The sequence below is a fragment of the Nonomuraea jabiensis genome (assembly GCF_014204795.1).
Lineage (GTDB): Bacteria > Actinomycetota > Actinomycetes > Streptosporangiales > Streptosporangiaceae > Nonomuraea > Nonomuraea jabiensis.
Map to the genome: position 1 here is coordinate 685,659 of NZ_JACHMB010000001.1, position 24,308 is coordinate 709,966.

At 70.0% G+C, this 24,308-nt stretch carries 21 protein-coding genes and 1 pseudogene; 12 read left to right on the forward strand and 10 right to left on the reverse strand.

What is annotated here, in order from left to right; genetic code table 11:
• Window positions 1–21: 21 nt before the first annotated feature.
• Window positions 22–972: a helix-turn-helix domain-containing protein gene (locus tag HD596_RS02985; protein ID WP_185067766.1), complete on the reverse strand. Its 951-nt coding sequence runs from the start codon at window positions 970–972 to the stop codon at window positions 22–24.
• A gap of 163 nt (window positions 973–1,135) precedes the next feature.
• Here HD596_RS02985 and HD596_RS02990 point away from each other — a divergent pair, with 163 nt between their 5' ends.
• The 4 genes and pseudogenes from HD596_RS02990 to HD596_RS03005 form a co-directional block, all read left to right on the forward strand.
• The gene (locus HD596_RS02990; protein WP_185067767.1) at window positions 1,136–2,371 is read left to right on the forward strand and encodes an MFS transporter; all 1,236 of its coding nucleotides are present in this window, start codon (window positions 1,136–1,138) and stop codon (window positions 2,369–2,371) included.
• 304 nt (window positions 2,372–2,675) lie between these two features.
• On the forward strand, window positions 2,676–3,029 hold the full coding sequence (locus tag HD596_RS02995; protein WP_185067768.1) for a cupin domain-containing protein: 354 nt from the start codon (window positions 2,676–2,678) through the stop codon (window positions 3,027–3,029).
• Between the two features lie 303 nt (window positions 3,030–3,332).
• Window positions 3,333–3,941, forward strand: coding sequence for an HD domain-containing protein (locus HD596_RS03000; RefSeq protein ID WP_246554085.1), 609 nt, complete (start codon window positions 3,333–3,335; stop codon window positions 3,939–3,941).
• A 202-nt stretch (window positions 3,942–4,143) separates the two neighbouring features.
• Window positions 4,144–4,625: pseudogene (locus HD596_RS03005) on the forward strand (IS701 family transposase); the annotation flags it as partial.
• 105 nt (window positions 4,626–4,730) lie between these two features.
• Here HD596_RS03005 and HD596_RS03010 read toward each other — a convergent pair.
• The 3 genes from HD596_RS03010 to HD596_RS03020 form a co-directional block, all read right to left on the reverse strand.
• Window positions 4,731–5,375, reverse strand: coding sequence for a DNA alkylation repair protein (locus HD596_RS03010; RefSeq protein WP_221520173.1), 645 nt, complete (start codon window positions 5,373–5,375; stop codon window positions 4,731–4,733).
• A 383-nt stretch (window positions 5,376–5,758) separates the two neighbouring features.
• Entirely contained in the window at window positions 5,759–6,577 is an 819-nt protein-coding gene (locus HD596_RS03015; RefSeq protein ID WP_185067770.1) for an NAD(P)H-binding protein, read from the reverse strand.
• Window positions 6,570–7,007 carry a nuclear transport factor 2 family protein gene (locus tag HD596_RS03020; RefSeq protein ID WP_185067771.1) on the reverse strand — a complete coding sequence of 146 codons (438 nt, stop codon included), beginning with the start codon at window positions 7,005–7,007 and terminating at the stop codon, window positions 6,570–6,572. Before HD596_RS03020 ends, HD596_RS03015 begins: the two co-directional genes overlap by 8 nt.
• A 91-nt stretch (window positions 7,008–7,098) precedes the next feature.
• On the opposite strand from HD596_RS03020, the gene HD596_RS03025 reads away from it, so the two are divergent.
• Window positions 7,099–7,866, forward strand: coding sequence for a TetR/AcrR family transcriptional regulator (locus HD596_RS03025; RefSeq protein WP_185067772.1), 768 nt, complete (start codon window positions 7,099–7,101; stop codon window positions 7,864–7,866).
• 330 nt (window positions 7,867–8,196) lie between these two features.
• On the opposite strand, the gene HD596_RS03030 is transcribed toward HD596_RS03025, so the two are convergent.
• Entirely contained in the window at window positions 8,197–8,649 is a 453-nt protein-coding gene (locus tag HD596_RS03030) for a VOC family protein (RefSeq protein ID WP_221519153.1), read from the reverse strand.
• 187 nt (window positions 8,650–8,836) lie between these two features.
• Between HD596_RS03030 and HD596_RS03035 the strand changes: the two genes are divergently transcribed.
• Complete coding sequence (locus HD596_RS03035) at window positions 8,837–9,748, forward strand: RpnC/YadD family protein (protein ID WP_246554088.1); 912 nt, start codon at window positions 8,837–8,839, stop codon at window positions 9,746–9,748.
• Between the two features lie 459 nt (window positions 9,749–10,207).
• On the opposite strand, the gene HD596_RS03040 is transcribed toward HD596_RS03035, so the two are convergent.
• The 3 genes from HD596_RS03040 to HD596_RS03050 all read right to left on the reverse strand — a co-directional run bounded on the left by HD596_RS03040 (window position 10,208) and on the right by HD596_RS03050 (window position 13,576).
• Window positions 10,208–11,596, reverse strand: coding sequence for a GH39 family glycosyl hydrolase (locus HD596_RS03040; protein ID WP_313042472.1), 1,389 nt, complete (start codon window positions 11,594–11,596; stop codon window positions 10,208–10,210).
• Between the two features lie 159 nt (window positions 11,597–11,755).
• Window positions 11,756–12,505 (reverse strand): SDR family oxidoreductase, encoded by a 750-nt coding sequence (locus HD596_RS03045; protein ID WP_185067773.1) that lies wholly within the window; start codon window positions 12,503–12,505, stop codon window positions 11,756–11,758.
• Window positions 12,506–12,547: 42 nt separating this feature from the next.
• Window positions 12,548–13,576, reverse strand: a complete 1,029-nt coding sequence (locus HD596_RS03050; RefSeq protein WP_185067774.1) for a phosphotransferase family protein — start codon at window positions 13,574–13,576, stop codon at window positions 12,548–12,550.
• A 158-nt stretch (window positions 13,577–13,734) separates the two neighbouring features.
• Between HD596_RS03050 and HD596_RS03055 the strand changes: the two genes are divergently transcribed.
• On the forward strand, window positions 13,735–14,817 hold the full coding sequence (locus HD596_RS03055) for a GNAT family N-acetyltransferase (protein ID WP_185067775.1): 1,083 nt from the start codon (window positions 13,735–13,737) through the stop codon (window positions 14,815–14,817).
• Window positions 14,814–15,935, forward strand: coding sequence for a DegT/DnrJ/EryC1/StrS family aminotransferase (locus tag HD596_RS03060; RefSeq protein WP_185067776.1), 1,122 nt, complete (start codon window positions 14,814–14,816; stop codon window positions 15,933–15,935). Before HD596_RS03055 ends, HD596_RS03060 begins: the two co-directional genes overlap by 4 nt.
• Here the strand turns inward: HD596_RS03060 and HD596_RS03065 are convergent.
• Both HD596_RS03065 and pdxR read right to left on the reverse strand, forming a co-directional pair.
• Window positions 15,916–16,623, reverse strand: coding sequence for a hypothetical protein (locus HD596_RS03065; protein ID WP_185067777.1), 708 nt, complete (start codon window positions 16,621–16,623; stop codon window positions 15,916–15,918). The genes HD596_RS03060 and HD596_RS03065 overlap by 20 nt on opposite strands.
• Window positions 16,624–16,668: 45 nt before the next feature.
• On the reverse strand, window positions 16,669–18,063 hold the full coding sequence (gene pdxR / locus HD596_RS03070; RefSeq protein WP_185067778.1) for a MocR-like pyridoxine biosynthesis transcription factor PdxR: 1,395 nt from the start codon (window positions 18,061–18,063) through the stop codon (window positions 16,669–16,671).
• Between the two features lie 71 nt (window positions 18,064–18,134).
• Between pdxR and HD596_RS03075 the strand changes: the two genes are divergently transcribed.
• The 4 genes from HD596_RS03075 (at window position 18,135) to HD596_RS03090 (ending at window position 24,276) form a co-directional block, all read left to right on the forward strand.
• On the forward strand, window positions 18,135–18,773 hold the full coding sequence (locus HD596_RS03075) for a pyridoxamine 5'-phosphate oxidase family protein (RefSeq protein ID WP_185067779.1): 639 nt from the start codon (window positions 18,135–18,137) through the stop codon (window positions 18,771–18,773).
• Window positions 18,774–18,821: 48 nt separating this feature from the next.
• Complete coding sequence (locus HD596_RS63500; protein WP_221519155.1) at window positions 18,822–21,146, forward strand: serine/threonine-protein kinase; 2,325 nt, start codon at window positions 18,822–18,824, stop codon at window positions 21,144–21,146.
• A 106-nt stretch (window positions 21,147–21,252) separates the two neighbouring features.
• The gene (locus tag HD596_RS03085; RefSeq protein ID WP_185067780.1) at window positions 21,253–22,920 is read left to right on the forward strand and encodes a serine/threonine-protein kinase; all 1,668 of its coding nucleotides are present in this window, start codon (window positions 21,253–21,255) and stop codon (window positions 22,918–22,920) included.
• 21 nt (window positions 22,921–22,941) lie between these two features.
• The gene (locus tag HD596_RS03090; RefSeq protein WP_185067781.1) at window positions 22,942–24,276 is read left to right on the forward strand and encodes a protein kinase family protein; all 1,335 of its coding nucleotides are present in this window, start codon (window positions 22,942–22,944) and stop codon (window positions 24,274–24,276) included.
• Window positions 24,277–24,308 lie beyond the last annotated feature (32 nt).

Consider the following 24,308-nt stretch of genomic DNA (forward strand, 5'->3'; position numbering starts at 1 on the left):
ACGGCAGCCGTACCTCGGTTGTCATCGTGGCCTGGCCCGGAACGCCCGGCGGTAGGCGCCGGGCGTCGTGCCCAGAGCGTTGAGGAAGCGCCTGCGGAGGTTGGTGGCCGAGGAGAGACCGACCCGGCGGGCGATGGCGTCCAACGGCAGGTCGGAGGACTCCAGGAGGTCCCGGGCCGTGGCGATCCGCTGGGCGAGCAACCACTGCCCCGGGCTGGTGCCGAGCTGGTCGGCGAACCACCGGGTGAGGGTACGCGCTGAGACGCCCACGTGCGCGGCCATGCTCTCGATGGTCAACGCTTCGCCGAGTCTCCCGGTGATCCATTCCAGCAACGGCGCGAGCGTGCCGTCGATCTGAGCGGGGTGTGGCGGCGCGGAGTACTGCAACTGCCCGCCCTCGCGGTGGGGCGGCATGACCATGGTCCGCGCGATATGTGCGGCGTACCGGGCGCCCTGGTCGCTGCGGACCAGGTGCATGCACAGGTCGATGCCGGCCCCGGCGCCGGCGCTGGTGGCCACGTCACCGTGGTCCACGTACAGCACATCGGGATCGACCTTGATGTGCGGGAAGCGGGCGGCGAGTTCGTCCGCCAGCGCCCAGTGGGTGGTGGCCCGTCGCCCGTCCAGCAGACCGGCGTGCGCCAGCGCGAACGCGCCGGAGCAGATGCTGACCACCCGCGCTCCGCGGGAATGCGCGCGGCGCAGCGCCCGGACGACCCCGGGTGAGGGCGGCTCCTTGGCGGGCAGCCAGCCCGGGACGACCACGGTGTCGGCCCGGTCGAGCGCGTCCAGCCCGTCGGTCACGAGCATGTCGTACGCGGCGTGCGTCGCGACGGGGCCGGGGTGCTCCGTGCACACGCTGAAGGCGTACCGGACCGGAAGTCCTGGCCGCTCGATCCCGAACACCTGAGCCGCGCAGGCGAGCTCGAAGGTCGATTGCGGTGGGCGCACGAGCGCCGTCACTCGATGCATGGCGGGAAAGTACCGCATGATGTCTTTTCAGACACTCGGCGGAGCGGCGGGCCGACCGCCAGGCTGGTCCCATGACGACAGAACTGAACACGCCTGCCCATGTGCGGACCGCCGTTCAGCAGGCCCCCGAGAGTGCCGTCGACCGGCTTTGGGGGCGTGTTGGATGACCGAGAAGGAAAGGACTCCAGGCGCGTACCCCTGGCGTGCACGGACCGCGGTTCTGACGCTCGGAACGTTCGTCGTCGGAACCGACGGATTCATCATCGTCGGCCTCCTCCCCGAGATCCGCGAAACGCTGCACGTCAGCGCCGCAGCAGCCGGTCAGCTGGTGAGTGTGTTCGCCCTCGCCTACGCGCTCTTGGGGCCTGTCCTCGCCGCGTTCACGGGCAGGTGGCCCAGGCGCCGAGTCCTCGTGGCTGGAGTCGCGCTGCTCGCGGCGGGAAACGCTGTGACCGCGTCGGCACACGTCTATGGGCTGGTCCTCGCGTCTCGCGTGCTGGCGGGATCCGGCGCGGCGCTGTTCGTCGCGAGCGCCGTGGCCACGGCCGCGCACCTCGCCGGCGACCAGCGGAGGGGGAGCGCCATCGCCATGGTGACCGCCGGGGCGACGCTGTCGCTGGTGCTTGGTGCGCCGCTGGGCACCCTCGTCGGCGGGGCATGGGGCTGGCAGACGGCGATGTGGTTCGTCGCCGCGGTCGCCGGCGCTGTCGCGGTCGTTCTCGCCGTCCTGCTGCCGCCCATCAGACTCGAGCAAGGCGCGGCGCTGCGGCAGCGCATCGCGCCGCTGACCGACCGGCGGGTCCTGCGGATCCTGGTCGTCACCCTGCTGGCGTTCATCGGCATCTTTCTTCCCTTCACGTACATGAGCGCTGTCTTCGCGCCGGCTGTCGGCGGCGAGCAGGTCCGGCTCGCGCTCCTGCTGCTGGTGTTCGGCGTTGCCGCCACGGCGGGAAACCTGACGGCCGGCTGGTTGACCGATCGATACGGCCCGCGGCGCGTCGTCATCGGCGCCACCGTGGGCGTCGCCGCGGTGTTCGTGGTCATGCTTCCGATTCGGGAGGTCTTCGTCCTCGTGGTGATTGCCGAAGCGCTCAGCGGTGTCGTGTCGTACTCGGTCATCGGACCGCAGCAGCATCGGATCATCGCCCACGCGCCTGCCGAGGGCGCGTCGCTCGTGACATCGCTGAACACGTCTACCGGCTACCTCGGCAACTTCTTGGCCAGCATCATCGGAGCGGTCATTCTCACCACCACCGGCTCCGCGGTCCTTCTGCTGCCCATCGCCGCGGCCTTCGCCGCCTTCGCGGCGTTCCTGGCCTGGTGGCTGTCACGGCCTACGGGAGAACGCGGCGGGAAGGCCGTCAGCGAGACCGGCAAGCCAGTCACCACTGCGAAGTGACACCGCCGACCGCGCAAGCCTGCTCGTGCATTGGTACGCGGGCAGGCCGCGCACACGGCCCGGTAGACCGGTCCCGAGCCATCCCGCCTCTTCCTCGGCCACGCCGCAAGATCAAGCTCGCTGTTGGCCGCGCTCGATCAGCGCATCGCCGATCGTCGAGGAGTCCGCCGCCCGGGCCGCCGTCAACGAATCGTCCAATGCCCCGCTGCGGATCAGCATGATTTCAGACGATTGGACCGTAAAGAGGGCCAATTTTCCCAGATTGGCTCTGCCATCAGGCCACTCTGAAGGCAAGGATTGTGGCATGACCACACAACATGAAGCTTCTCGTCACCTTGCTGCGGTCTCGGTGGCCGAGGCCATCACCGCGCTCCCGGGGCCCTTCCAGCAACACAATCTGGCGGCGGTGAACGACACCACCGTTGTTCGCCTGGCTCGATTGGAAGGCGAGTTCCCGTGGCATCACCACGATGAGGACGAACTCTTCCTGTGCTGGGACGGCAGCTTTGAGATCCAGTTGGAGGGGCACAACCCGGTGGTGCTGAAGGCGGGCGAACTGTTCGTCGTTCCCAGAGGAATGCGGCACCGTCCCGTAGCCGACAAGACCGCTCATGTCCTGCTCATCGAGCACCCGGACACCAAGCAGTACGGGAGCTGACGCAACGCACCCCAAGACCCGGTCTGATCCAGCTCACTTCCCAAGGCCCTTCCGGATCTCAGGACATCTTCAAACGCGCAGCCTGGAGCCGATGAAGACCCGAACCTCGACGGGCATGATGCACATCAGACCGTCAGTCAGCACACCAAGACCCCGACAGCTTCGCCCTGTCGGGGTCTTGGACGCCTGCCCGTCCCCATCTTGAACGACGCCTTCATCACCAAGTTGAATGTCCGCGAACGCTTTGGCCACCTGGGGTGATGTTCGTGACCCCACTCACCCTGATATCCGATAAACGAGAACATGATGACACCTGTAAGGTTCGATGATCTTCTGATCCCCAGCACCCATGCCTGCCACGGCGCTCTGGAGGTGGCGACGGCGTACCACACGCCCTCCCTGCTCAACCACTCCATCCGCGCCTACCTCTGGGCGGCGGCCCACGCGCAGGGCAACGGCATCGCGTTCGACGCCGAACTGCTGTACGTGTCGGCCCTGCTGCACGACATCGGCCTGGTGGCGGAGTTCGACAGCCACACGGTGCCCTTCGAGGAGGCGGGCGGCCACGTGGCCTGGGTCTTCGGCGCCGGCGCGGGCTGGTCCCCGGAGCGCCGGGTACGGGCGTCGGAGATCATCATCCGGCACATGTGGCCCGAGGTGCCGGTGGAGGAGGACCCGGAGGGCCATCTGCTGGAGCTGTCCACCGCCATGGACATCTCCGGCCGCCACATCGACCGGATCCCGGCCGAGCTGCGTCGCGAGGTGCTGGAGCGCTACCCGCGTCTGGACCTGGCCAAGGAGTTCATGGCCTGCTTCAACGAGCAAGCGGTGCGCAAACCGGGCAGCACCGCCGCGCAGTCTGTGGCCGGCGGAGTCGCCGACCGCATCGCCCGCAACCCGCTCAACACCTGACGATGATGACGTACATGAGCGCTTCCCGCCAGATTCTGGCCCGACGCCCGACTGGCCGCGGGTGGTCAACGAATCTGTCGGCCCTGGCTGGAAGGCGCTCATGCTCATCTCACAGAACTAGCTTTAGTAGTGCTTTGTTAGGTCGGCATGTCGTGGAGTCGCTGTGACGGTGTGGGTAGTTTCATGCTGCGATGACGCCTCACGGCGTAAGTCGATGCAGCCGATGGCGGAGCGGCTCAGGGTAGATCCACCAGGGGTTGCAGCAGTTCGTGACCACGCCGATGTGGGATACCTGGGCGGTGCGGGCCAGGCTGGCTCGCCGGGCCATCGAGGTCGTGGATCCGGTGGCGTGGGTGGTCGATGACACGAGTTTCCCGAAGGACGGCAAGGGCTCACCGTGTGTGGCGCGGCAGTACTCCGGCACCCTCGGAAAGGTAGCGAACTGCCAGGTCGGGGTGAGTGTCCATGCGGTCACCGACACCGCATCCAGTCCGCTCGATTGGCGGCTGTTCGTGCCGACGTCATGGGATGACGAGGCGGCTGATGCCGCCACCCGCTCGGAGGTGGCCGCGTGACGGGACCGTTGCGGGATCCCCGGCGAGGAACGCCATCGTCCGAAGCGGATGATAGCGGTGGAGATGCTCGATGCGTTGATCGAGCAAAGGGCTGCGGCCGCCGCTGGTGGCAGGTCTGACCCTCTACAAGGTCATCCGCGAGTTACAACTGTTACTCGCGGCCTGGACCGGCGCATGTCCCACCTGCATACACGAACGTGAACGCGAACCTTTCCTACTTGCCGTGCTGCCGGCGCACCATCTCGTTGATCCAGATGGGCGCGAACGGAGACGTGCAGCCCGGGGAAGTCGGGTAGTCCTTGAGCACCTCCAGGCGCTCACCGATGTCGATCGCACGGGCACGGTGCTCGGCATGCTCGATCCCGATCTGGGCCAGGCAGTGGTCCATCGCCCACTGCAGGCGATCCGGGGCGTCTTTCATCTCCGCCTCGATGACGTCGAGCAGTCCTGCGAGGTCGAGCCCTTCAGGCTGCTTCGCCACCCGTTCGGTGGTCAGCGCCCAGCCGGCACTCGCGACCACTGGATCCGGATCGGCGAACCAGGCCAGGCGCAGCTCTTCGGAGTGCGGGTTCTTCTTCACCACGTAGTTCACGAGCCAGTCGTGCACCTTGGGTGCGCGCGCCCTACGCACCATGACGTCCAACTCGTCACGCTCGAACGCCTTCGGCCGACAGATCAGGATCGCCAGCAGCCTCGCCGCCGTGTCATCCGTCTCCCACAGCCGGCACGCGAGTTCTTGCTGCGTCTTCAGCCGCTTCGCGAGCGCGCGCAGCTTGCCGAGGTTCACACCGTGATCGTCACCGTGTCTCTCGTTCACCGCGCGTGCTTTCGGGTCCTCCAGCCCGGCCAGCTCGGCCATCACCTCGGCCACCGTCGTCTCGGTCGGCGTCGTCCCGGCCACCTCGGCCTCCCGTCCGTCACGTACGGGATTCAGCCTACGAGGGAAGCCGACCTCCTGTCGCACACGCCGGTTCGGCGACAGCCACCGACACGAAATCCCGCGTCTTCACAAATGTGCAGCAATTCTCGGTTCTGGCCCCTTACGTAGAGCGAGTGAGTTGGTGTCCATGACGTCCAACTCGATGGCGCGATCTCACTCTGTGGAGGCCCGGAGATGGGTGGGCTCACCGTGCAGCGGCTTCGGTCCGCAGACGGTGAACCGGTGTCGTACACCGTGGTGGCCGCGGACGGGCTCCCCATCGAGCGGCCGTCAGGTTCGCCGCCCCTGAGGGCGGTCTGGCGTCATCGGATCTCCCGGGCGCAGAAATCCCGGAATGTGCGGGCCGGGCGGCCGGTGATGCGCTCGACGGTGGCGGTGACGCGGTCTTCCGCGCCGCCGCTGATGTCGGCGTCCAGCGCGGCGAGTGTCGTGGCGAAGTCCGGCGGCAGGCCGTGTACGGCGAAGTGCCGGGCGAGTTCGTCCGTGGTCACGGCTGTATGGCGCAGTGGCCTGCCGGTGTGCCGGGTGATGGCATCGGCGACCTCGGTGTAGCTGAGCGCTTCGGGGCCGGTGAGGAGGTGCTCGGTGTTGTGCGGCACCTCGTCGGCCAGGGCGTGCACGGCGACGGAGGCGATGTCGCCCGCGTCGATGAAGGCCACCCGGCCCTGCCCCGTCGCGGAGAGGATCTCACCGTCCCGCGTCCTGAGTGCGAGGGAGTCGCCGGCGAAGTTCTGCATGAACCACGATGGCCGCAGGATCGTCCACTCCGGCGCGCTGGCGCGGACGAGGCCGTGCAGCGCGCCGAGCCCCGTCGCGCTCTCCGACACCGCGGACGAGCTGAGCAGCACCACTCGCCGGACGCCCTGGCGGGTGGCCTCGTTCAGGAAGGGCGCCACGAGCGGGGCGGGCTCGGCCACACCGATGGGGGCGACGAGGTAGACGGCCGAGACCCCGGACAGTGCGGGCGCGTGGGTCTCCGGGTCCGCCCATTCGAAGCGCACGTGCCCGGGGAGACCGTGCGTACGGCTCGCCGGCCGCACCGGGACGCCACGGTCCCGCAGGAAGGCGGCCACCAGGGAGCCGGTGGTGCCGGTCGCGCCGATGACCAGGACGTCAGCCATCGACGCCTCCGGCGAAAGCGGTGGAGAGCTCGTCAGCGCCGCCCATGATCTCGGCCGCGGCCAGGGGGTTCCAGTAGTCGCGGTACCGCTGGATCTCGCCGTCCCGCACGGTGATGACGGCGACGTAGCGCATGCGGTACGGCTTCCCCGTGGCGACCACGAGGCCGGCGGCCTCGAATTCGACGATCACCACCTCCGGGTCGACGCTCTGGTGCACCACCTTGTCGGTGATCTCCCGGACGTCAAGAAGATCAGGGTAACCGCGAAGGTACTTCTGGACTGCGGTGCGGCCTTCGACGCGCTCGGGGTAGCCGGGTGGCGCGAAGGGAAACTCGATCACGCCGGCCTCCGCCCACAGTCCGGCGAAGGCCCGCATGTCCTTCGCCAGCAGGAGGTCCAGGGCGTGTTCCACCAGATCACGGGGGTTCATTAAAGGTCCTCTCATATGGACGGTACGGTACCGTCCCGACCACAAGCTACCACGGGACGGACCCGTACCGTCCACTCGCTACACTCGTCGTATGACCCGCCGCCCTCCCACTGGCGCAGCCGTGCTGCAGCCCACGGTCACCAAGGCGATCGTCGAAGCCGCCCTCGACGAACTGGCCGAGCAGGGCTATGCGCGGCTGTCGATGGAAGCGGTCGCCAGACGGGCGGGCGTAGGCAAGAGCGCGCTGTACCGTCGCTGGCGGTCCAAACGGGAGATGACGATCTCGGTGATCGCCGAGTTCAGCATGGAGAAGGTCGTCATCCCCGACACCGGCTCGCTCCGCGGCGACCTGCGTGCGAGCCTGGACTCATTGCTGGCCTGGCTGACCCATCCCCGCTTCTCCCGGATCCTGCCCGACCTGGTGACCGAGGTGGCCCGCGACCCCGAGCTGGCCGAGGTGGTCGAGACCATGGTCGGCACGCCGAAGCGCGAGCGGGGCGCGGTGATGCTCCAGCGCGCGATCAAGCGCGGCGAGCTGCCACCGGACACCGATCTGGAGCTCGCCCTCGATCTGATCGCCGCACCGATCTACTGGCGGCTCGTCGTCCGGTCCGTGGAGCCGGGAGCGGGCTATCTCGACAGGCTCACCGACATGATCCTGCGAGCACTCAACGGGACCGCCCCCAGCCAATCGGATCACCCGCAGAAAGACCCGGTCGAACGTGCGGCCGGTCATGGCGCCGAGGTAGAGCCTGCCGTTCCCATCCGGGACGGTGAGCCGACTGCCGGGAACACGACTCCGACGCTCAGGCGCGGCGTTTCGCCGGGCCGGACGACTCGCGAAGCACCAACTCGGTAGGCAGACGGATCGCCTCGCCCACGCGTTGTGATCGTGCCGCGAACCGCTCGATCAAAGGCTCCACCGCAAGCCGACCGAATTGCTCTTATGAGGATCAAGAGCGCGGCCTGGCGGATCGGCCGGCCGGCGTGCGACTCTCCGGCCGATCCCGGCCGCCGCCAGGAGCCCGTGGTTGTCTGATGGTCACACCAGGGCTACATCAACAAGATCGGACCAGCCCTCTACGGGCCCATGCCCACGAGCACTTAGGGGTCTTCGATCCCGAGTGCAAGATCTTGATCTGGCCCGGAGGAGGCAACACCGCCGGAAAGACCTTGTTACAGAGGAATATCAGCGAGGGCGATGGGCCCGGATATCCACAGGGCGACCATCGGGATCGCGAGCCGTCATCGTCCATTGCGTGGGCAGTGTCTCGATCTGTCCGACCGGCCGCCCGGCATCCAGAATCCGTTCGCGAAGCTCACACAGTTGTGCGTATGTGCCCACGCGCAGTCCCCAACCCGCCCGGTTCAGGGGATCAAGATCGAGGGCGGGGACGGTAGCGGTTTCGACGATCATCAGATGGTCGGCCCCGCCGACATCGAGGACTGCGATCCGAGGATCAGTAGAGGTAGCAGCGCGCTCGAACGCGAGCGTTGCTCCGAGCAACTCCGTGTAGTACGTCACGAGCCGGTCGAGTTCGGTCGTGGACAGTGTCAGATGGTTGATTCCGAGCAGATTGGTCATGATCAACCGACCGTAGCTCAGCCACATCACGACCTTGCACTCGGGATCGAATGACACCCTCTTAAGCCTTCTTCAGCAGGCTCTAGGAAACAGCCTTAATGGGGTGGGTGTCGTTTTCACTGGGACCCCAGCCGCGCGCCGACACCTACAATCACGGGCACCCACTGACGCCTCGTGCCGCTACCGTCCTGCCGCACCCCCGAACTGAAGCATTATCGATACAATTCGTGATTATGCTGTCACAATGAGTGTCATGCCGTCCCACCGACATGACGCCCTCATCAGCCTGTTCCGCGACAGCCCCCGGCTGGCGGTGGACATCCTGCGCGATGTCCTGGAGGTGGAACTGCCCGTCACTCCAGTGGTCCGGCTGGAGAGCACCACCTTCAACACCCGCCCCTCGGACGACATCGAAGCCGACCTGGTCATCGTTCTGGGCCCCCCGCAGGCCCCCGTGCACGCCATCATCGTGGAGATCCAGCAGGACAAGTCCAAAAAGCCCCAGCAACTCGCGCGCTACGCCGCCGCACTATGGCTGCTGCTCAGCTGCGACGTCACGGTCCTGCTCATCTCCCCCGACCGCAACGTGGCCACCTATTACGCACAACCGATTGACTCCGGCCTGACCGGTTACCGCCTGCAAGCACAGGTGCTGGGACCGGACAGCATCCCGGCCATCACCGACCCCCAGCAAGCCGCCGCGCAGATGGGGCTTTCGACCATGGCGGTCATGGTCCACGGTCGCGACCGCAAGGTGGTCGAAGCTTTCACCACGGCACTGGCGGAGCTGACTGATGAACACTCTCCGAAGTACTATGAATACGCTTACAGCATGTCCGGACCGGATGTGCGGCGCCTCCTGGAGGAGATCATGACGTCCACCACCTGGCCCGTCTACAGCCCCTTCGCCCGTGAACACTTCGGCAAAGGCAAGGCCGAAGGTCTCGCTGAAGGTCTCACCGAGGGCAAGAGCTCAGAGGGGGCCAGGATGGTCCTGCTGGTACTGGCCGCCCGCGGCCTTGACGTCCCCGACGACACGAAGGCACGAATCACCGGCTGCACCGACCTCGCCCAACTCGAAACCTGGGCCACCCGCGCAGCAACCGCCCACACCCTCCAAGACCTGTTCGACGACACCGACGAAATGGGCGATTAGGCGAGCGAACCGAACGGAGATTCGGAGGGAACGGAGGTCGGCCCAATGAATCGTGACGTCTACTCGATTGTTCACTGTCTCCCGGACCCGCGCACCGGTGAGTTCGTCAACATCGGGCCATCGCCGGAGATGCCGTCACCGGCCGGTGGGTAGTCAGGCAACTGAGCGATACCAAGAGGATCCGCAGGCCCGCTGGTGGATCGGTTCTCGGAACTGCGACTCGGGGGCGAACTCCAAATGCCTACTGGGTAACCGCGCAACCGGCGGGAGCTAAGGCGAGCGAAGCGAGCGGGCTTTTCGGGGTGGGCTCCAGCAGGCCCACCCCGTAACAGGGCAACGGGCGGGGACCGGCGAGCGGAGCGAGCGGGGGGTTGGGGGATCGGAAGGGGGGCGGAGCCCACCTTGGGAGGCGGAGCCTGGAATCCCGTGCGCGAAGCGCCCCCGTGGAAGGCCGTGCTTTTAGGTGCCGCCGCGGCCCGACCATTTGATTTCGTGGGGTTTCAGGGTTACCTGGCGGCCGTCCACCGTGGCCGTCACCTCGCGGTCCGAGGTGTTCACCATGACCACCTGGCGTTCCTGGCCGATCGCCCTGACCTTGGGGTCCGAGGTGGTCACCGGCTCGACGCGTACGCCTGACGGGAACCATTTGGTGAAGCCGCTGAGCAGGCCCGCCATCGGCATCTCCCCGCCCACCTTGGGGCTCCAGAGGCAGCCGGCGCACTCGCCTTCGCTCTTCTGCTGCGGGTTCCAGTAAAGGGCCGTCGTCACGCCGCTCTTGGCGAATTCCATCAGCGCCGTCGCCTGCACCGCCGTGCGCTTCTCCTCCGACCAGCCGGAGTTCTCCGGCTCGACGTACCATTCGGCCCACCACACCGGCAGGTCGTTGCTCTTCTGCCGCAGCCACGTCGTGATGGCGGCGAACTTGCCCTGGGCGGCGAAATCGTCGGGTACGTTGCCCCGGTCGTTCGTCATGGACGCGCCGTCCACCACGACGAAGTCGGCGCCCTTCTTGTGGTCCAGCCAGTACGTGATCGCGTCCAGCGCCCGCTGGTCCACCGTGCCCCACGGGCCGCTCAGCTCCGAGGGGCCGCCCTTGGAGTTGCTCTCGATGGGGATGTACGGCCCGCCGACCTGGATGTCCTTGTTCACCTTCTTCAGGGCGGCGTAGACCTTGTTGTACAGCTCGGTGTACCCCTCGGCGTCCCAGCGGTTCGTGGACGGGTCCCAGAAGCCCTTGAACTCGTTCCACACCATGTAGTGCTTGACCGTCGGATACTGCTTGGCGACCCTGACGGCCAGTTTGGCGTAGTCGTCGAAATGCTCGCGCTTGGGCGCGACCGTGTGGTTCTTGCTCCAGTCCGTACGCCCGGCCTGCCCGCCCTTCATCCAGTCCGGCGCGCAGCACAGCGTGATCACCGGCACCGCCCGGGACGACGCCATGAACTTCAGCCGCCGGTCCAGGTCACGGAAGTTGAACTGCCCGGGACTGGGCTCCGGGTTGCCGACGCCCCAGCCCATGATGTGCTGGTTCTGCAGCATCGGGACCCGGCCGAGCACGCCCCTGGCCTCCTCCACGACCTGCGGCGGCTCGTTGTCGGCGCTGTACTGGGTGTGGGTGACGCCCCAGCGCGGCCAGTTGTCGAGGGCGGGTGGCTGTTCCAGCTGTGGCGCGGGCTCGCTCGGGAGTGTCGTGGCGACGTCCTCGCCCTTGAAGACGCTGCGGGACTGGCTGCGCATCGACGCGTAGACCATGATGCCCGCCACCAGTACGACGGCGAGGATGCCTGCTCCCAGCGCCAGCGGCCACGGCGATCGCCTTCGTGCGTGCCGGCCGTCAGTCGGAATCACCGAACGCTCCTCATGCTGCGGCAAAGGTACAAGGACTCACGAACCTACAAGGGCTCAGGATTCTGCGAGGGCTGCGAACGTTCCAGAGACTGCAAACGTACAAGAGCCTGACCCTAAATACGCTAATCGCCCTACTTGCAAGGCACTTGCCGTTTCCGTTCAGGAAACGGGCGGACGCCGGCCTCCGGCGGGGCCCGGGACCCCGGCGTAGCGGTACGGGACCGGCGGCCGGCCGGGCTGCACGATCAGGAGCGTGCCGGGGGTCTCGGCGTAGAAGGCGGACTCGACGGCGGCGGCCACGTCCTCGGCCGTGAGCAGGGGGAACCCCGCGTTGACGAACATCTCCCGCGACTCCGCCACCAGCGGCGTGTCCGTGAATCCGGGGCAGACGGCGCCGATGCGGATGTTCTGGGCGGCCAGCGGCTCGGCGAGCGCCCTGACCAGGCCGACTACGGCGTGCTTGGTCATCGTGTAGATCGGGTCGCCCGCGAAGCCCACCAGCCCGGCCAGCGACGAGGTGACCACGATGGCGCCCCCGCCCGACCGCTTGAGCAGCGGGACGCCGGCCCGCACGCCGAAGACGACGCCGTCCACGTTCACCCCGACCACCTGGCGGTAACGCTCCAGGTCGAAGTCCGCCAGGTCCACCCGGCCCGGGATCCCCGCGTTCAGGTGGAGCAGGTCGAGCCGTCCGTAGCGCTGCTCGGCCAGCGCCACCGCCTCCAGCGAGGCCTCCTCGCGGCTGACGTCGGCGGCCAGCCACGTGCCGTCCACCTCCTTGGCCAGCCTCTCGGCGCCCTCGGCGTCGAGGTCGACCAGGACGCACTTGACGCCACCCGCCGAGAGCCGCCGCGCCACCGCCGCCCCGATGCCGCTGGCCGCTCCGGTGATGAGTGCAACTGTGCTCATGGCGTCTCCTTGCGTCGGGGGTCCCTCGCGAAGGCCGGACCGTCAGGGCTGGTCGAGCATGCGGTGCGCCCGTGAGATCAGCGCGGGCACCGCGGCCCCGATGCGGTCGAAACCCTCCCCAACGGTCTTACCTTGCCGGAACCGGGCGTGGATACCCTCCACGATGACAGCGAGCTTGAAGTTCCCAAAAGCCACATAAAACCCAAGATCCGAAATATCCCGGCCGGAGACCTTGGCGTAGTGCGCGGCGAACTCCGCCGCGTTCATGAACCCCGGCGCCAGCGTCACGTCCCCCGCCACGGGGATCCGCGCCCGCTCCTCGTCCCCCTCATCGTGCCAGTACGTCAGCGTCAGCCCCAGGTCGGCCAGCGGATCCCCCAGCGTGGACATCTCCCAGTCCACCACGGCCATGATCTCGATCGGCTCCCCGAACCGGACCAACGTGTTGTCCAGCCGGTAGTCGCCGTGCACCAGCGTGCTGTCGGAGGCGGCGGGCAACCGCTCCCGCAGCCGCTCCACCAGCCGGTCGTACTCGGGCAGGTCGCCCGTCTTCGACCGCTCCCACTGCTGCCCCCAGCGTTCGAGCTGCCTGGCCAGGTAGCCCTCGGGCCGCCCGAAGTCCCCGAGCCCCACCTCGCGGTAGTCGACCGCGTGGATGGCCGCCAGCACCTCGGCCAGCCGCTCCGACAGCCGCCGCGCCTGCGCCGGCGACGGCGAGCCGAGCTCCTCCCGGGTCCGTACGGCGGCCCCCTCCACGTACCCCATGAGATAGAACGGCGCCCCGATGACGGACTCGTCATCGCAGAACGCGACCGGCGAGGGCACCGGCACGGGCGTGCCCGACAGGGCCGAGATGACCCGCCACTCGCGCCGCATGTCGTGAGCGGTGGGCAGCACGTGGCCGAGCGGCGGCCGGCGCAGCACCAGGCGGCGGTCGCGGGCCTCGATCAGGTAGGTGAGGTTGGACCTGCCGCCCGAGATCAGCGAGACGGACACGGGCTCGCCCGCGTCGGGCACGTTCCGGCCCATCCACGCGATCAGGGCGGGCCGGTCGATGCCAGGTACAGTCATGAACCCAGATTAGAACGTGACTCGGTCCTGAATGCCACCTGAGAGTTCGGTAACGTTCGGGACCTGCGGTGACGACTGTTCTGGTAATAGCCTTTACCCTGGCTGTACAGGTCCCCCCTCAAGCTTGAATCACAGTGGCATGCCGACGGTAGGAGCCCATGCGCGTCACCCTTGCCCTGCCCCGTGAGCTGGGACAATCCGAAGTTAGCCGCTGGAGGGAGCTGCAGGAGGCGGACCCCGCGCTCGACAGCCCCTTCCTGTCTCCGGAATTCACCATCACGGTAGGCGAACTCCGAGATGTCGTACGGGTCGCGGTCCTCTACGACGGCCCCGACATCGTCGGTTTCTTCCCCTTCGAACGACATCCCCTGGGCATCGGCAAACCGGTCGCCGCGGGATTGACCGACGCGCAGGGGATGGTACGTGCCAAAGGTTTCTCCCTCGATCCGCGCCGCCTCCTCAAGGAGTGCGGCCTGGCGGTGTACGAGTTCGACCATCTGGTCTCCGGCCAGCCGCTGCTGGACGAGCGGCACGACAGGCATCCGTCGCCGATCATCGACCTGCGCGGAGGCTACGAGCACTACACCGACATCCTCCGGGAGCACTCCGGCAAGACGTACAAGTCCACTCTGGCCAAGTCCCGCAAGCTGCAGCGCGAGGCCGGGGAGCTGCGCCACGACTACGCGACCACCGACCTGGCGCCCCTGCACACGCTGCTCGGCTGGAAGACCGACCAGTACCGCCGCACCGGGCGCACCGACCGGTTCGCGCACCGGTGGATCGTGGAGCTGGTCGAGCGGCTGCTGGCCACCCGGTCGGACAGCTTCGCCGGGGTGCTCGACATGGTCTACGTGGACGAGCGCCCGGTGGCCGGGCATTTCGGTCTCCGCACGCGGACGACGCTCGCCGGGTGGTTCCCCGCCTACGACACCCACTTCGCCAAGTACTCCCCCGGCCTCATCCACCACCTGGCGATGGCCGAGCAGGCCGCGGCCAACGGCATCGAGGTGATCGACATGGGCCGGGGCGAGAAGGAGTACAAGGACAAGCTCAAGACGGGCCAGCTCGAAGTGGCCGAGGGGCGGGTGGCCAGGATCGGCGCGGCGGCCGGGGTCCACTGGATGATGCGGGTGCCGGTGCGCAAGACGCGTGCCACGGTGATGGCCAACCCGTTCCTGCTCAAGACCGCCGACAGGGCGCTGAAGACCTACGGACGGCTCCGTACCGTCCTGCAGGGGTGAGGCTCATCGAGGAGCGCACGGGCCGTCGCTGCCTGGCGCTCCCCTCCAACCGCCTCGGCCTCTACCTGGCCTTACGCCACTGGTGCGAGCCGGGCCAGCGGCTGCTCATGTCGCCGATCTCGGCCGACGAGATCCTGTTCCTGGTGCTCGCGGCCGGCCTGCGCCCGGTGATCGCGCCGCTGTCCCCGCGCGACGGCAACATCGACGTCTCCCGCGTCGACCTGGCCGCGGTGGACGCCGTCCTGACGACCAACCTGTACGGCCTGCCCGACGACGCCCCCTCCTTGTCCGGAAAAATCCTGATCGAGGATGTGGCGCACGCCATGGAGACGAGCATCGGCGGCCGGCCGCTGGGGACCTTCGGCCAGGCCGGGGTGTTCAGCCTCTCCAAGCACCCGGGAGCGGGCTCGGGCGGCGTACTGGCCGTCGAGCACGAGTCCGACCTGCGCGCGCTCCAGCGTGCCCGTGACGCCCTGCTGGTCCCCGGCTCCCTGAAGGCCGACCTGACCGGCGTGGCCACCTCGATGGCCCGCCAGGTGGCGCTCAGGCTCGACCTCGTACGCCCCGCGCTCAGGCTCATGCGCGCACTCGGCATGCAGGAGGACCGCGAGGGCTACCGCATCGCCCTGGAGCCCGAGGCCCTGAAGCAGGCGCTCGAGCGGATCCCCGAGCTGCCGCCCTTCGACCCCTGGGTACGTGCCGACCTGCACGACTACCGCGCCCGCCGCGGCGGCGTGGCCCGCTGGTACCAGTCCAGGCGCCTGGCCAAGGTCGCCGCCGACCGCGGCCGGCGGCTCGCGGGCGTCGCGGCCCTGGCCGAGCTGCCCACGGTCGCGCCGGCCGTGCGCGACGACGTGCGGCAGCCGCTGTTCCGCGTGCCTTTCCTGGTGCGCGACAGGGACGCGGCCATCGCCGAGCTGGAGCGGCGCGGGGTGGCCACGGGATACCTGTACGACCCGCCGTACGACGACTACGCCCCCGGCTTCACCGAGCCCTCCCCCGACCCCGGGCCCGCGCGCTGGTGGGCGCGGCACGTGCTGCCCGTGGACCCGGTGTACGCCGCCCGCGCCCTGCCCGTCCTGCGCGACCTGGAACCTCCTACGCCAGGTCCGCTCTGACCAGCCGCAGGAACGCCTTCAGCCCCGTGATCACCTCCTGGTTGTCGTTCAGCCCGTCCACGGTCTCGTCGAACCGGCGGGCCATGAGCGTCATCCGGCGGCCCAGATCGTGGTCGGCCAGCTCCAGGCCCTGGCGGGCGGCGTTCAGGTCGTCGAGGTCCCTTTGGAGACCCTTCGTGACCGCCTCCAGCTCGGACACCCGGTCCCGCAGGGAGATCACGTCCGCGCGCGGGTAGCGCACCTCCTGCCCGAGCGTCCTGACCCGGTCGCGCAGGTGCCTCGTGTACGCCGCGGTCGGCCGGAAAGCGGTGGCGAGCAGGTAGAACCCGGAGAAGTAGTAGCCGAGCTGGGCTCCCGCGAAGAACGTGACGACCGCGATCACGGCGGCGGAGACGACGTGGCCCGAGATCGCGAGCACGAGCATGCGCCGGGCGATGCGCCGCGCCTCGTCCTCGCGGTGCTGGGCCACCTCGATGCCGGCCTCCCTGGACACCTGGATCTCGTGGAGGACCTGGCGGGCGGACAGGCACAGGTTCCAGGGGACGGTCAGGACGACGACCAGCCAGAGCAGGCTGATCGCGCCGGCGCCCAGGGAGAGGAGCGTGGACGGCGCCACGCCTGCGTAGAGGATCAGCCAGACGGTGAGCAGCGTGACGATCAGGGACGCGAGGAGGAGCCACCATTTCATGGGGTTCAGCATGCTTCGGGGGTGGGGTGGGGGGCGAGAGCTCGGCTACTCAAATCCGCCCTGAGCACCCGTGGAGCGGATGAGGCCGGCGAGGATGCGGCAGCCGCGGCGCACGTCGGCGAGCGAGGCGGAGCCGTAGCCGATCACCACGCCGTGCAGCCGCGCCCGCCCGTGGTGGTGGCGGCCGATGGAGTCGAGCAGGACGCCGCGCTCCCTGGCCCGCTCGACCACGTACGGCTCGACCGACGGCGACAGCTCGGCCACCACGTGCAGCCCGGCCGTGTCGCCGCGCAGGCGGCAGACGGGCCCCAGGAGCTCGACGACCGCGGCGCGGCGGCGGGCGTACTCCAGGCGCATCCTGCGCAGGTGCCGGTCGAGGTCGCCGCACTCCAGCAGGTTGACCACGGCCTGCTGGACGGGCCCGCTGGTGCGGTCGCCGACGCTGTGCCGCAGGCGGGAGATGGTGGCGACCAGCTCGGGAGCGCCGACGAGCCAGCCCACGCCCACGTCGGGCGCGAGCGTCTTGGAGAGCGTGCCGAGGAGCACGACCCGCGAGGGGTCCAGGCCGTAGAGGGCGGGCAGCGGGGCGACGTCGTAGCGGAACTCCGCGTCGTAGTCGTCCTCGACGATCGTCGCGCCCGTGCTCCTGGCCCAGGCCAGCAACCGCTCCCGGCGCGGGATCGGGAGCCGGCCGCCCAGGGGGTACTGGTGCGCGGGCGTGGTGTAGAGCACGCGGAGGTCGCCGGGCAGCCCGTCCACGATCACGCCGTCCTCGTCCACCGGGCACGGCACGACCTCGGCGCCCCTGGCCGCGAAGACCGTGCGTGCCACGTGGTAGCCCGGGTCCTCGACGCCGGCCCGCGTGCCGCTGCCGAGCAGGGCCAGCGCGCACAGGTCGAGCCCGTTGCCGGTGCCCCGGGTGACCAGGATGTTCTCGGGGCCGACGGCCATGCCTCTGGCCCGTCTCAGGTGGTCGGCCAGCAGCTCCCTGAGGCGCGGCAGGCCGTACGGGTTGGGGTCGGCGCCCGGCGGCAGGTCGGCGGCCTTGCGCCAGGCCCGCTTCCACGCCGCCAGGTCGTAGTCGCGCACCCAGGGCCGGCCCGGGGTGAGGTCGATCCAGTCGGCCGGGGCGGGCGGCGGCGCGGGCACGTACGGCGTCTGCTCGCGCGGCGGCGGGGCGACCTCCATGTCGGCCACGAACGTCCCGGAGCCGTGCCGCCCGTCCAGCCACCCCTCCGCGTACAGCTGCTGGTACGCCTCCGTGATCACGGTCCTGCTCACCGCGAGCTGGGTCGCCAGGGAACGCGTGGACGGCAGCCGCTCGCCGGGCGCCAGCGTGCCGTCCAGCATGGCGCGCCGCAGCCAGTCGGCGAGCTGCGCGGTCAGCGGGGCGTCCGAGTCACGGGACAGGGAAACGGGCAGGTCAACATGGGTACGCACGGAAGTGGTCTCCGCGAAGGGCTCGATAGTGGCCCTACAGGATAGGTCCACTTCGTGGTTACGGTCGAATCATGCTCTCCACCACTTCCCGTACCACGCTCGGCCGCTCGAAGGAGCGGGGCAGCACCGACAGGAACGATCTCCACGAGGTCCTCGACACCGGCCTGGTCTGCCACCTGGGCGTGGTCATGAACGGCCACCCCATGGTCGTCCCCACGGGCTACGGCCGCATCGGCGAGACCCTCTACCTGCACGGCTCCACGGGGGCCACGACGCTGCGCGCCGCCGACGGGGGCGAGGTGTGCGTCACGGTCACGCACGTGGACGGGATCGTGCTGGCCCGCTCCGTCTTCCACCACTCGGTCAACTACCGTTCGGCGGTCATCTACGGCCGCGCCAGGCTCGTGACGGACCCGGAGGAGCGGATGGCGGGGCTGCGGGCCCTGTCGGAGCAGCTCGCGCCCGGGCAGTGGGACTACGTCAGGCAGCCCAACCGCAAGGAGCTCGCCGCCACCGCCGTGCTGGCCCTGTCGCTGGAGGAGGCGTCGGTCAAGATCAGGCGCGGGGCGCCCAAGGACGAGGAAGAGGACTACGACCTGCCGGTATGGGCCGGCGTGCTGCCCCTGGTCACGACGTGGGGCGAACCCGAGCCGGATCCGATGCTCCCAGAAGGTATCGATGCGCCTGTTCACATCCTCCATCGGGAGTAGTTCCATTGAGCAGGCAACACCTGCTCCTGATGGTGATGGGAGACGGCGATGGAGTGGAGCGCTCCCGGATATACGGAAGTCAAGCAGCTCGGGGCCGGCGCCAGCGGGCGCGTGACGCTGGCCGTACACGATGAGACCGGCGTCAAGGTCGCCATCAAGTACCTCTCCGAGGACCTGCTGCGCGATCCCGCCGCGCTGGGCAGGTTCCAGGCCGAGGCGCGGCTGCTGACCACCCTGCGCGACCCGAACATCGCCACGATGTGGGAGTACGTCCAGGACACCGGTGGCGCGGCCATCGTGATGGAGCTGGTCAACGGCGTCTCGCTGCGGGCCCTGCTGCGCGAGAACGGCACGACCGAGCCCGAGGCGGCGCTGGTGGTGCTGAAGGGCTCGCTGCTCGGGCTGGCCAGGGCGCACGACCTCGGGCTGGTGCACAGGGACTACAAGCCCGAGAACGTGATCGTCAGGGACGACGGGGTCAGCAAGCTCGTCGACTTCGGCATCGCGGTGCGGCAGGGCACGCTCACGCACCCCGAGGGCACGCCGCCGTACATGGCGCCCGAGCTGTGGGAGGGGCTGCCCGCCTCGCCCGCGACCGACGTGTACGCGGCCACCGCAGTCTTCTTCGAGTGCCTGACGGGGCACCGGCCCTACCGCTCCACCGAGCCGAGCGTGCTCGGCTACCAGCACGTGCACGCCCCCGTGCCGTTCCACGACGCGCCCCAGCCGGTGCGGGAGCTGGTCAGGCGCGGGCTGGCCAAGGACCCGGCGCGGCGGCCGGCGAGCGCGCACGCGTTCGTGGCGGAGCTGGAGGCCACGGCCAGGGCCGCGTACGGCGAGGACTGGGAGGAGCGCGGAAAGCGCCGCCTGGCCGCGCTCGTGGCCCTGCTGGCCCTGCTGCTGCCCACGGCGGAGGCACCCGTCCCCGAGGTGACGACCTCGCTGGCCCGGACGGTCTTCCGCGGCCTGCGCTCGAACGCGGCACGCGTGGCCATGGCGAGCGCCGTGGCCGTGGCGACCGCCGTCGCGGTGGCGGTCGTGCTGGCCAACCGCCAGTCGCCGCCGCCCGCGGAGGCGCTCGGCGCGGCGGCGGCCGTGCCGCCGTCGCAGTTCACGACGGAGCCGGCGGCCGATCCGCCGACCACGCCGGAGCCGACGCCGGAAACCACACCTGAGGACACCCCGAAGGCGACGCCCGCGAGCACTCCCAAGGCGGTCGTCCCCATACACACCCCCGCGAAGACCCCGACCGGCACGCCGACGGCGACGAAACCGGTCAAAACCCCCAAGCCCACCAAGAAGGCCACCCCGACGCCCACCCCCAAGCGGACGCCGACACCCACGCCCACGCCGACCCCCACCCCCACCCCGACTCCGACACCCACCCCCACTCCCACGCCGGAGCCGGTTACCGACGTGCTCGGCGTGAACGTGGGCGGCCTCACGGTCGACGAGGACGGCGACGCCACCGCCACGGTCACCGTGCGCACCGACGGCACCGCCGCCGTCAGCGCCACCGCGACCTGGTCGGCCCCCGGCGCGGGCGGCCGTACCCAGCGCCTGCGCCTGGCCGGCGCCCGGTCCTACACCCGCACCCTCTCCTGGTCCATCGGCGAGCGCCCGTGCGGCCGCACGGTGACGCTGACCGTCGTCACCTCCCCGGCGGCCCCAGGAGGCGCCAGGACGGCCTCGCTGGCCGTGCCGCCCTGCCCGACGAGGGTGACCGGCCTGCGCGTCTCGCTGGACCTGCCCGGCGCGCCGGGCCGCACCGCGCAGGCGGCGGTGCGGGTGACCGCGAGCGGCACCGGGGAGATCCCCGTCGAGGCCCAGTTCGCGGTCAACGGCGATCCCGTCGGCACCCGTTCGGCGACCCTGTCAGGCCGGACCTCCTACGCGCGCTCGTTCGCCCACACCTTCAGGTCCCGCCCGTGCGGCGCGACCCTGTCGGTGCGGGTGCGCGCCGGTGACCGGACCGCCACCGCGCGGGCCTCGGTGCCCTGCCCGCCGCAGGTGGAGCGGGTCTCGATCGTCAGGGCCGGGCAAGGCGAGGGCGGGCTCGTCGCGACCGTCTCGGTCACCACGTCGAGCACCGAGCCGGTACGGCTGGTCGTGTCCTTCTCGGCCGGCGAGGGCGGGGGCACGGAGTCGGTCACGCTGTCCGGCGACACGTCGTACACCAGGACTTTGAGCCACGCCGTCAAGCTCCCCTGCGGCACGAGCTGGTCCGTGACCGCCTCCACCGACCCGGCGGCCGGCAACGGGAGCGACAGCGCGAGCGGAGCCACGCAGGAGTGCCCAAGGGAAGAGGAACCCCCCAAAGAGGAAGAGCCAAGCAAGACCCCCAGCCCCGGCACAGACGACAACATTGGATGACATTGCTGACTAATAGGGATATCGGTAGCGGGAAAGCGGTTCCCTCTGGTTAAGCTACGCCCGGTTGATGAGGGTGGGGGCCCGGCAGACTCCAGAGGAGACCGTTATGCACGGTGAAGGCCAGTGGGGGGTCCCCGGCTACACCGAGATCCGAGATCTGGGCTCGGGTGCGTCCGGGCGCGTGGTCCTGGCCAGGCGCGACCACGACGGCGTCGAGGTGGCGATCAAGTACCTCAGCGACGAGCTGAAGACCGACATGGGGTTCGTCGCGCGGTTCCGGCACGAGGCCCGGCTGCTCGGCACGCTCCAGAGCCAGTACCACGCCCGGTTGATCGACTACGTCGAGTCCGGCCGGGGCGCGGCGATCGTCATGGAGCTGATCAACGGGGTGTCGCTGCGCGAGATCCTCAGGTCCGAGGGCCCGACCGGCCCTGAGGCGGCGCTGACCGTCCTCAAGGGCTCGCTCCAGGGTCTGGCCTCGGCGCACGCGCTCGGCGTCGTCCACCGCGACTTCAAGCCCGAGAACGTCATGGTCCAGGGCGACGGCACCAGCAAGCTCGTGGACTTCGGCATCGCCGTCAAGGCGGGCGAGGGCGCGAGCGCCGCGGGCACGCCGCCGTACATGGCGCCCGAGCAGTGGGCGGGCGGTCCTCCCGCGCCCCCGACGGACGTGTACGCGGCGACCGTCGTGTTCTTCGAGTGCCTGACCGGCACCCGGCCCTTCCGTGCCCCCAACATCGCCGCCCTGGCCCGCCAGCACCAGAGCTCGCCGCCGCCGGTGGACGAGGTGCCCGCGCCGCTGCAGAGCCTCGTCGAGCGCGGCCTGGCCAAGGACCCGGCCCAGCGGCCGCCGTCCGCGGAGGCGTTCCTGACCGAGCTGGAGGCGGCCGCGGCCGCCGGGTACGGGCCCGACTGGGAGGAGCGCGGACGCCGCCGCCTGGCCGCGCTCGCCGGCCTGCTGGTCCTGCTCTTCCCGACCGCCCTGGACGAGCCCGCCCAGACGCAGACCTCGCTGGCCGAGACGCGGTTCCGCGATCCGTCGCGCGTCCTCGGCAAGCTGCCCGCGAAGATCGCCATCGGCGCGACCGCCGTCGGCGTGCTGGTGGCCGTGGCCGTGGTCATCGCCAACGCCTCGTCGGACGAGCCGGTGCTGCGGGCCCAGACCAGTACGTCCTCCCCGACCACGGCCGTGCCCGCGATGCCGGAGCCCGTGGAGAGCGAGGAGACCGAGGAGCCGACGCCCACCCCCTCGGCCGAGGCGACCACCCCGAAGGCGACGCCGACGCAGAGCGCCGCGCCGCCGCCCGTACAGCCGACCGCCACCACGCGCCCCACGCGGCGGCCGACGCGCAAGCCCACGCCCAAGGCCGTCTCCACCCCCGTCAGGACGCCTCCCAAGATCAAGAAGCCGACCGCCACCCCGTCTCCGGAGCAGTCCGAGATCACCGGCACGCCCCACGAGCCCGAGGGCGACAACCCGCCGACCACGGCCGCGCCCACCCCGACGCCTCAGGTCACCACGGCCCCGCCGACCCGGCCGACCCGGCCGGCCCCGACGCCCAGCCAGCAGCCCGGTGAGGGCGACGGCGGAGGCGGAGGGGAGGGAAGCGGGGGCGAAGGAGGCGGGGAGCCGTCCCCGGAGGAGCCCCGGCTCGATCGCGGGAGTGACGCGCAGGCCGCGCTGATCGCCTTCGGCCTGATGACGTCCGGCGCGGTTCCGGTCACACTTGCGGTGAGACGCCGTATGGCGGGACGCCACAGAAGGAAGCGCTGAGACGCGCCGGGGGGACGGCGGATGAACAACCCTGGACACGGGATCGCCGGTTTCCGGCTCACTGAGCACACCTGGATGACCGAGCTCGGCAACTGGATCGACGCGATCTCGCCCGACGGCCGCAGGGCGGGGGCGCTGCTGTTCGACCCGAAGATCATCGGGCTGCCCGGCGTGCGCGACCGGGTGGTGCACGCGGTCATGACCGACCAGCGGCTGGTGCTGGGCGGGCTGACCGGGCTGATCCCGGTGGCCGACGTGGTGGCGGCGGGTGACCAGGTGTGGCTGCTCACCGCGCAGGCGGTCAGCCCCACCCTGTCCGATCTGCTCGCCGCCGGGCCGATCGGCCCCGCGGGTGCGGCGTCCGTGCTCGTGGAGACCGCCCAGACGCTCATGGAGCTGCACGCGGCGGGGGTCACGCACGGGTCCGTGCACCCGGGCACCGTGGTGATCACGGCGGAGGGCGCCGCGCTGCTGTCCGAGCGCGGGCTGTCCGACGCCATCCGCGGCCGGGTCGCGCCGCGCGAGCGGGACGCGGCCGGGTGGGCGTCGCTGGCGCGCGGGCTGGCCGCCTCGTTCGGATCGGGCCGGCCGGAGGCCGAGCTGTTCGAACGCGCCGCGGCCACGGCCGGGACCCTGGGCCTGGCCGCCGCCCGCGACCTGCTCGCCGGCCGAGCCACCGGCCGGGAGGAGCTGGCGCAGGCCGCCCGCGGGAGGTCGGCGTTCGCCCAGTCGCGGGCGTACGCGCCGCCGCCCGTCCTGCCGCCCAGGGACGAGGGCGACATCGTCACCCTGCTGCACGTCCCGGGCCGGTCCTCGGGGCCGGTGCAGTTCGGGCCGGGGATCAGCACGCAGGAGCAGCGTCCGGAGACGACGGCCGAGCGGATCTGGCGGGCCGGGCGCGACCAGGCCGCCACCGAGCACCGTCCCGGCGTCAGGCTCGCCAAGGCCGCGCGGGCGCGGCGGCGGCGCACGATCACCTCCGCGGCCCTCTTCGCGGTCATCATGGCGGGGGCGCTCCTGGCCTGGTTCTACGCGGGGAACACGCGGGAGCTGGCGGTCGAGTCGATCGACGTGGTGGCACCGAAGAAGACCCAGGGTTGCAACAAGGCCGTCCTGATCACCGGGACGGTGGTCACCAACGGGGCAGCCGGCGAGATCACCTACGAGTGGCACAAGAACCTGGACAAGGAGGTCGTCAAGGGGACGCTGCACACGAAGGCGGACCAGACGACGTACGAGGTGCCGCTCCGGTGGACGCTCCAGGGCCGGAGCAACGTCAAGGCCACCGCCACGCTGCGGATCCTGACGCCCGGCCCGGTCCGCAGCGACAAGGCCAGCTTCACCTACAAATGCTGACGCCCTCGCGACAATGCATATCAATGAGGTTC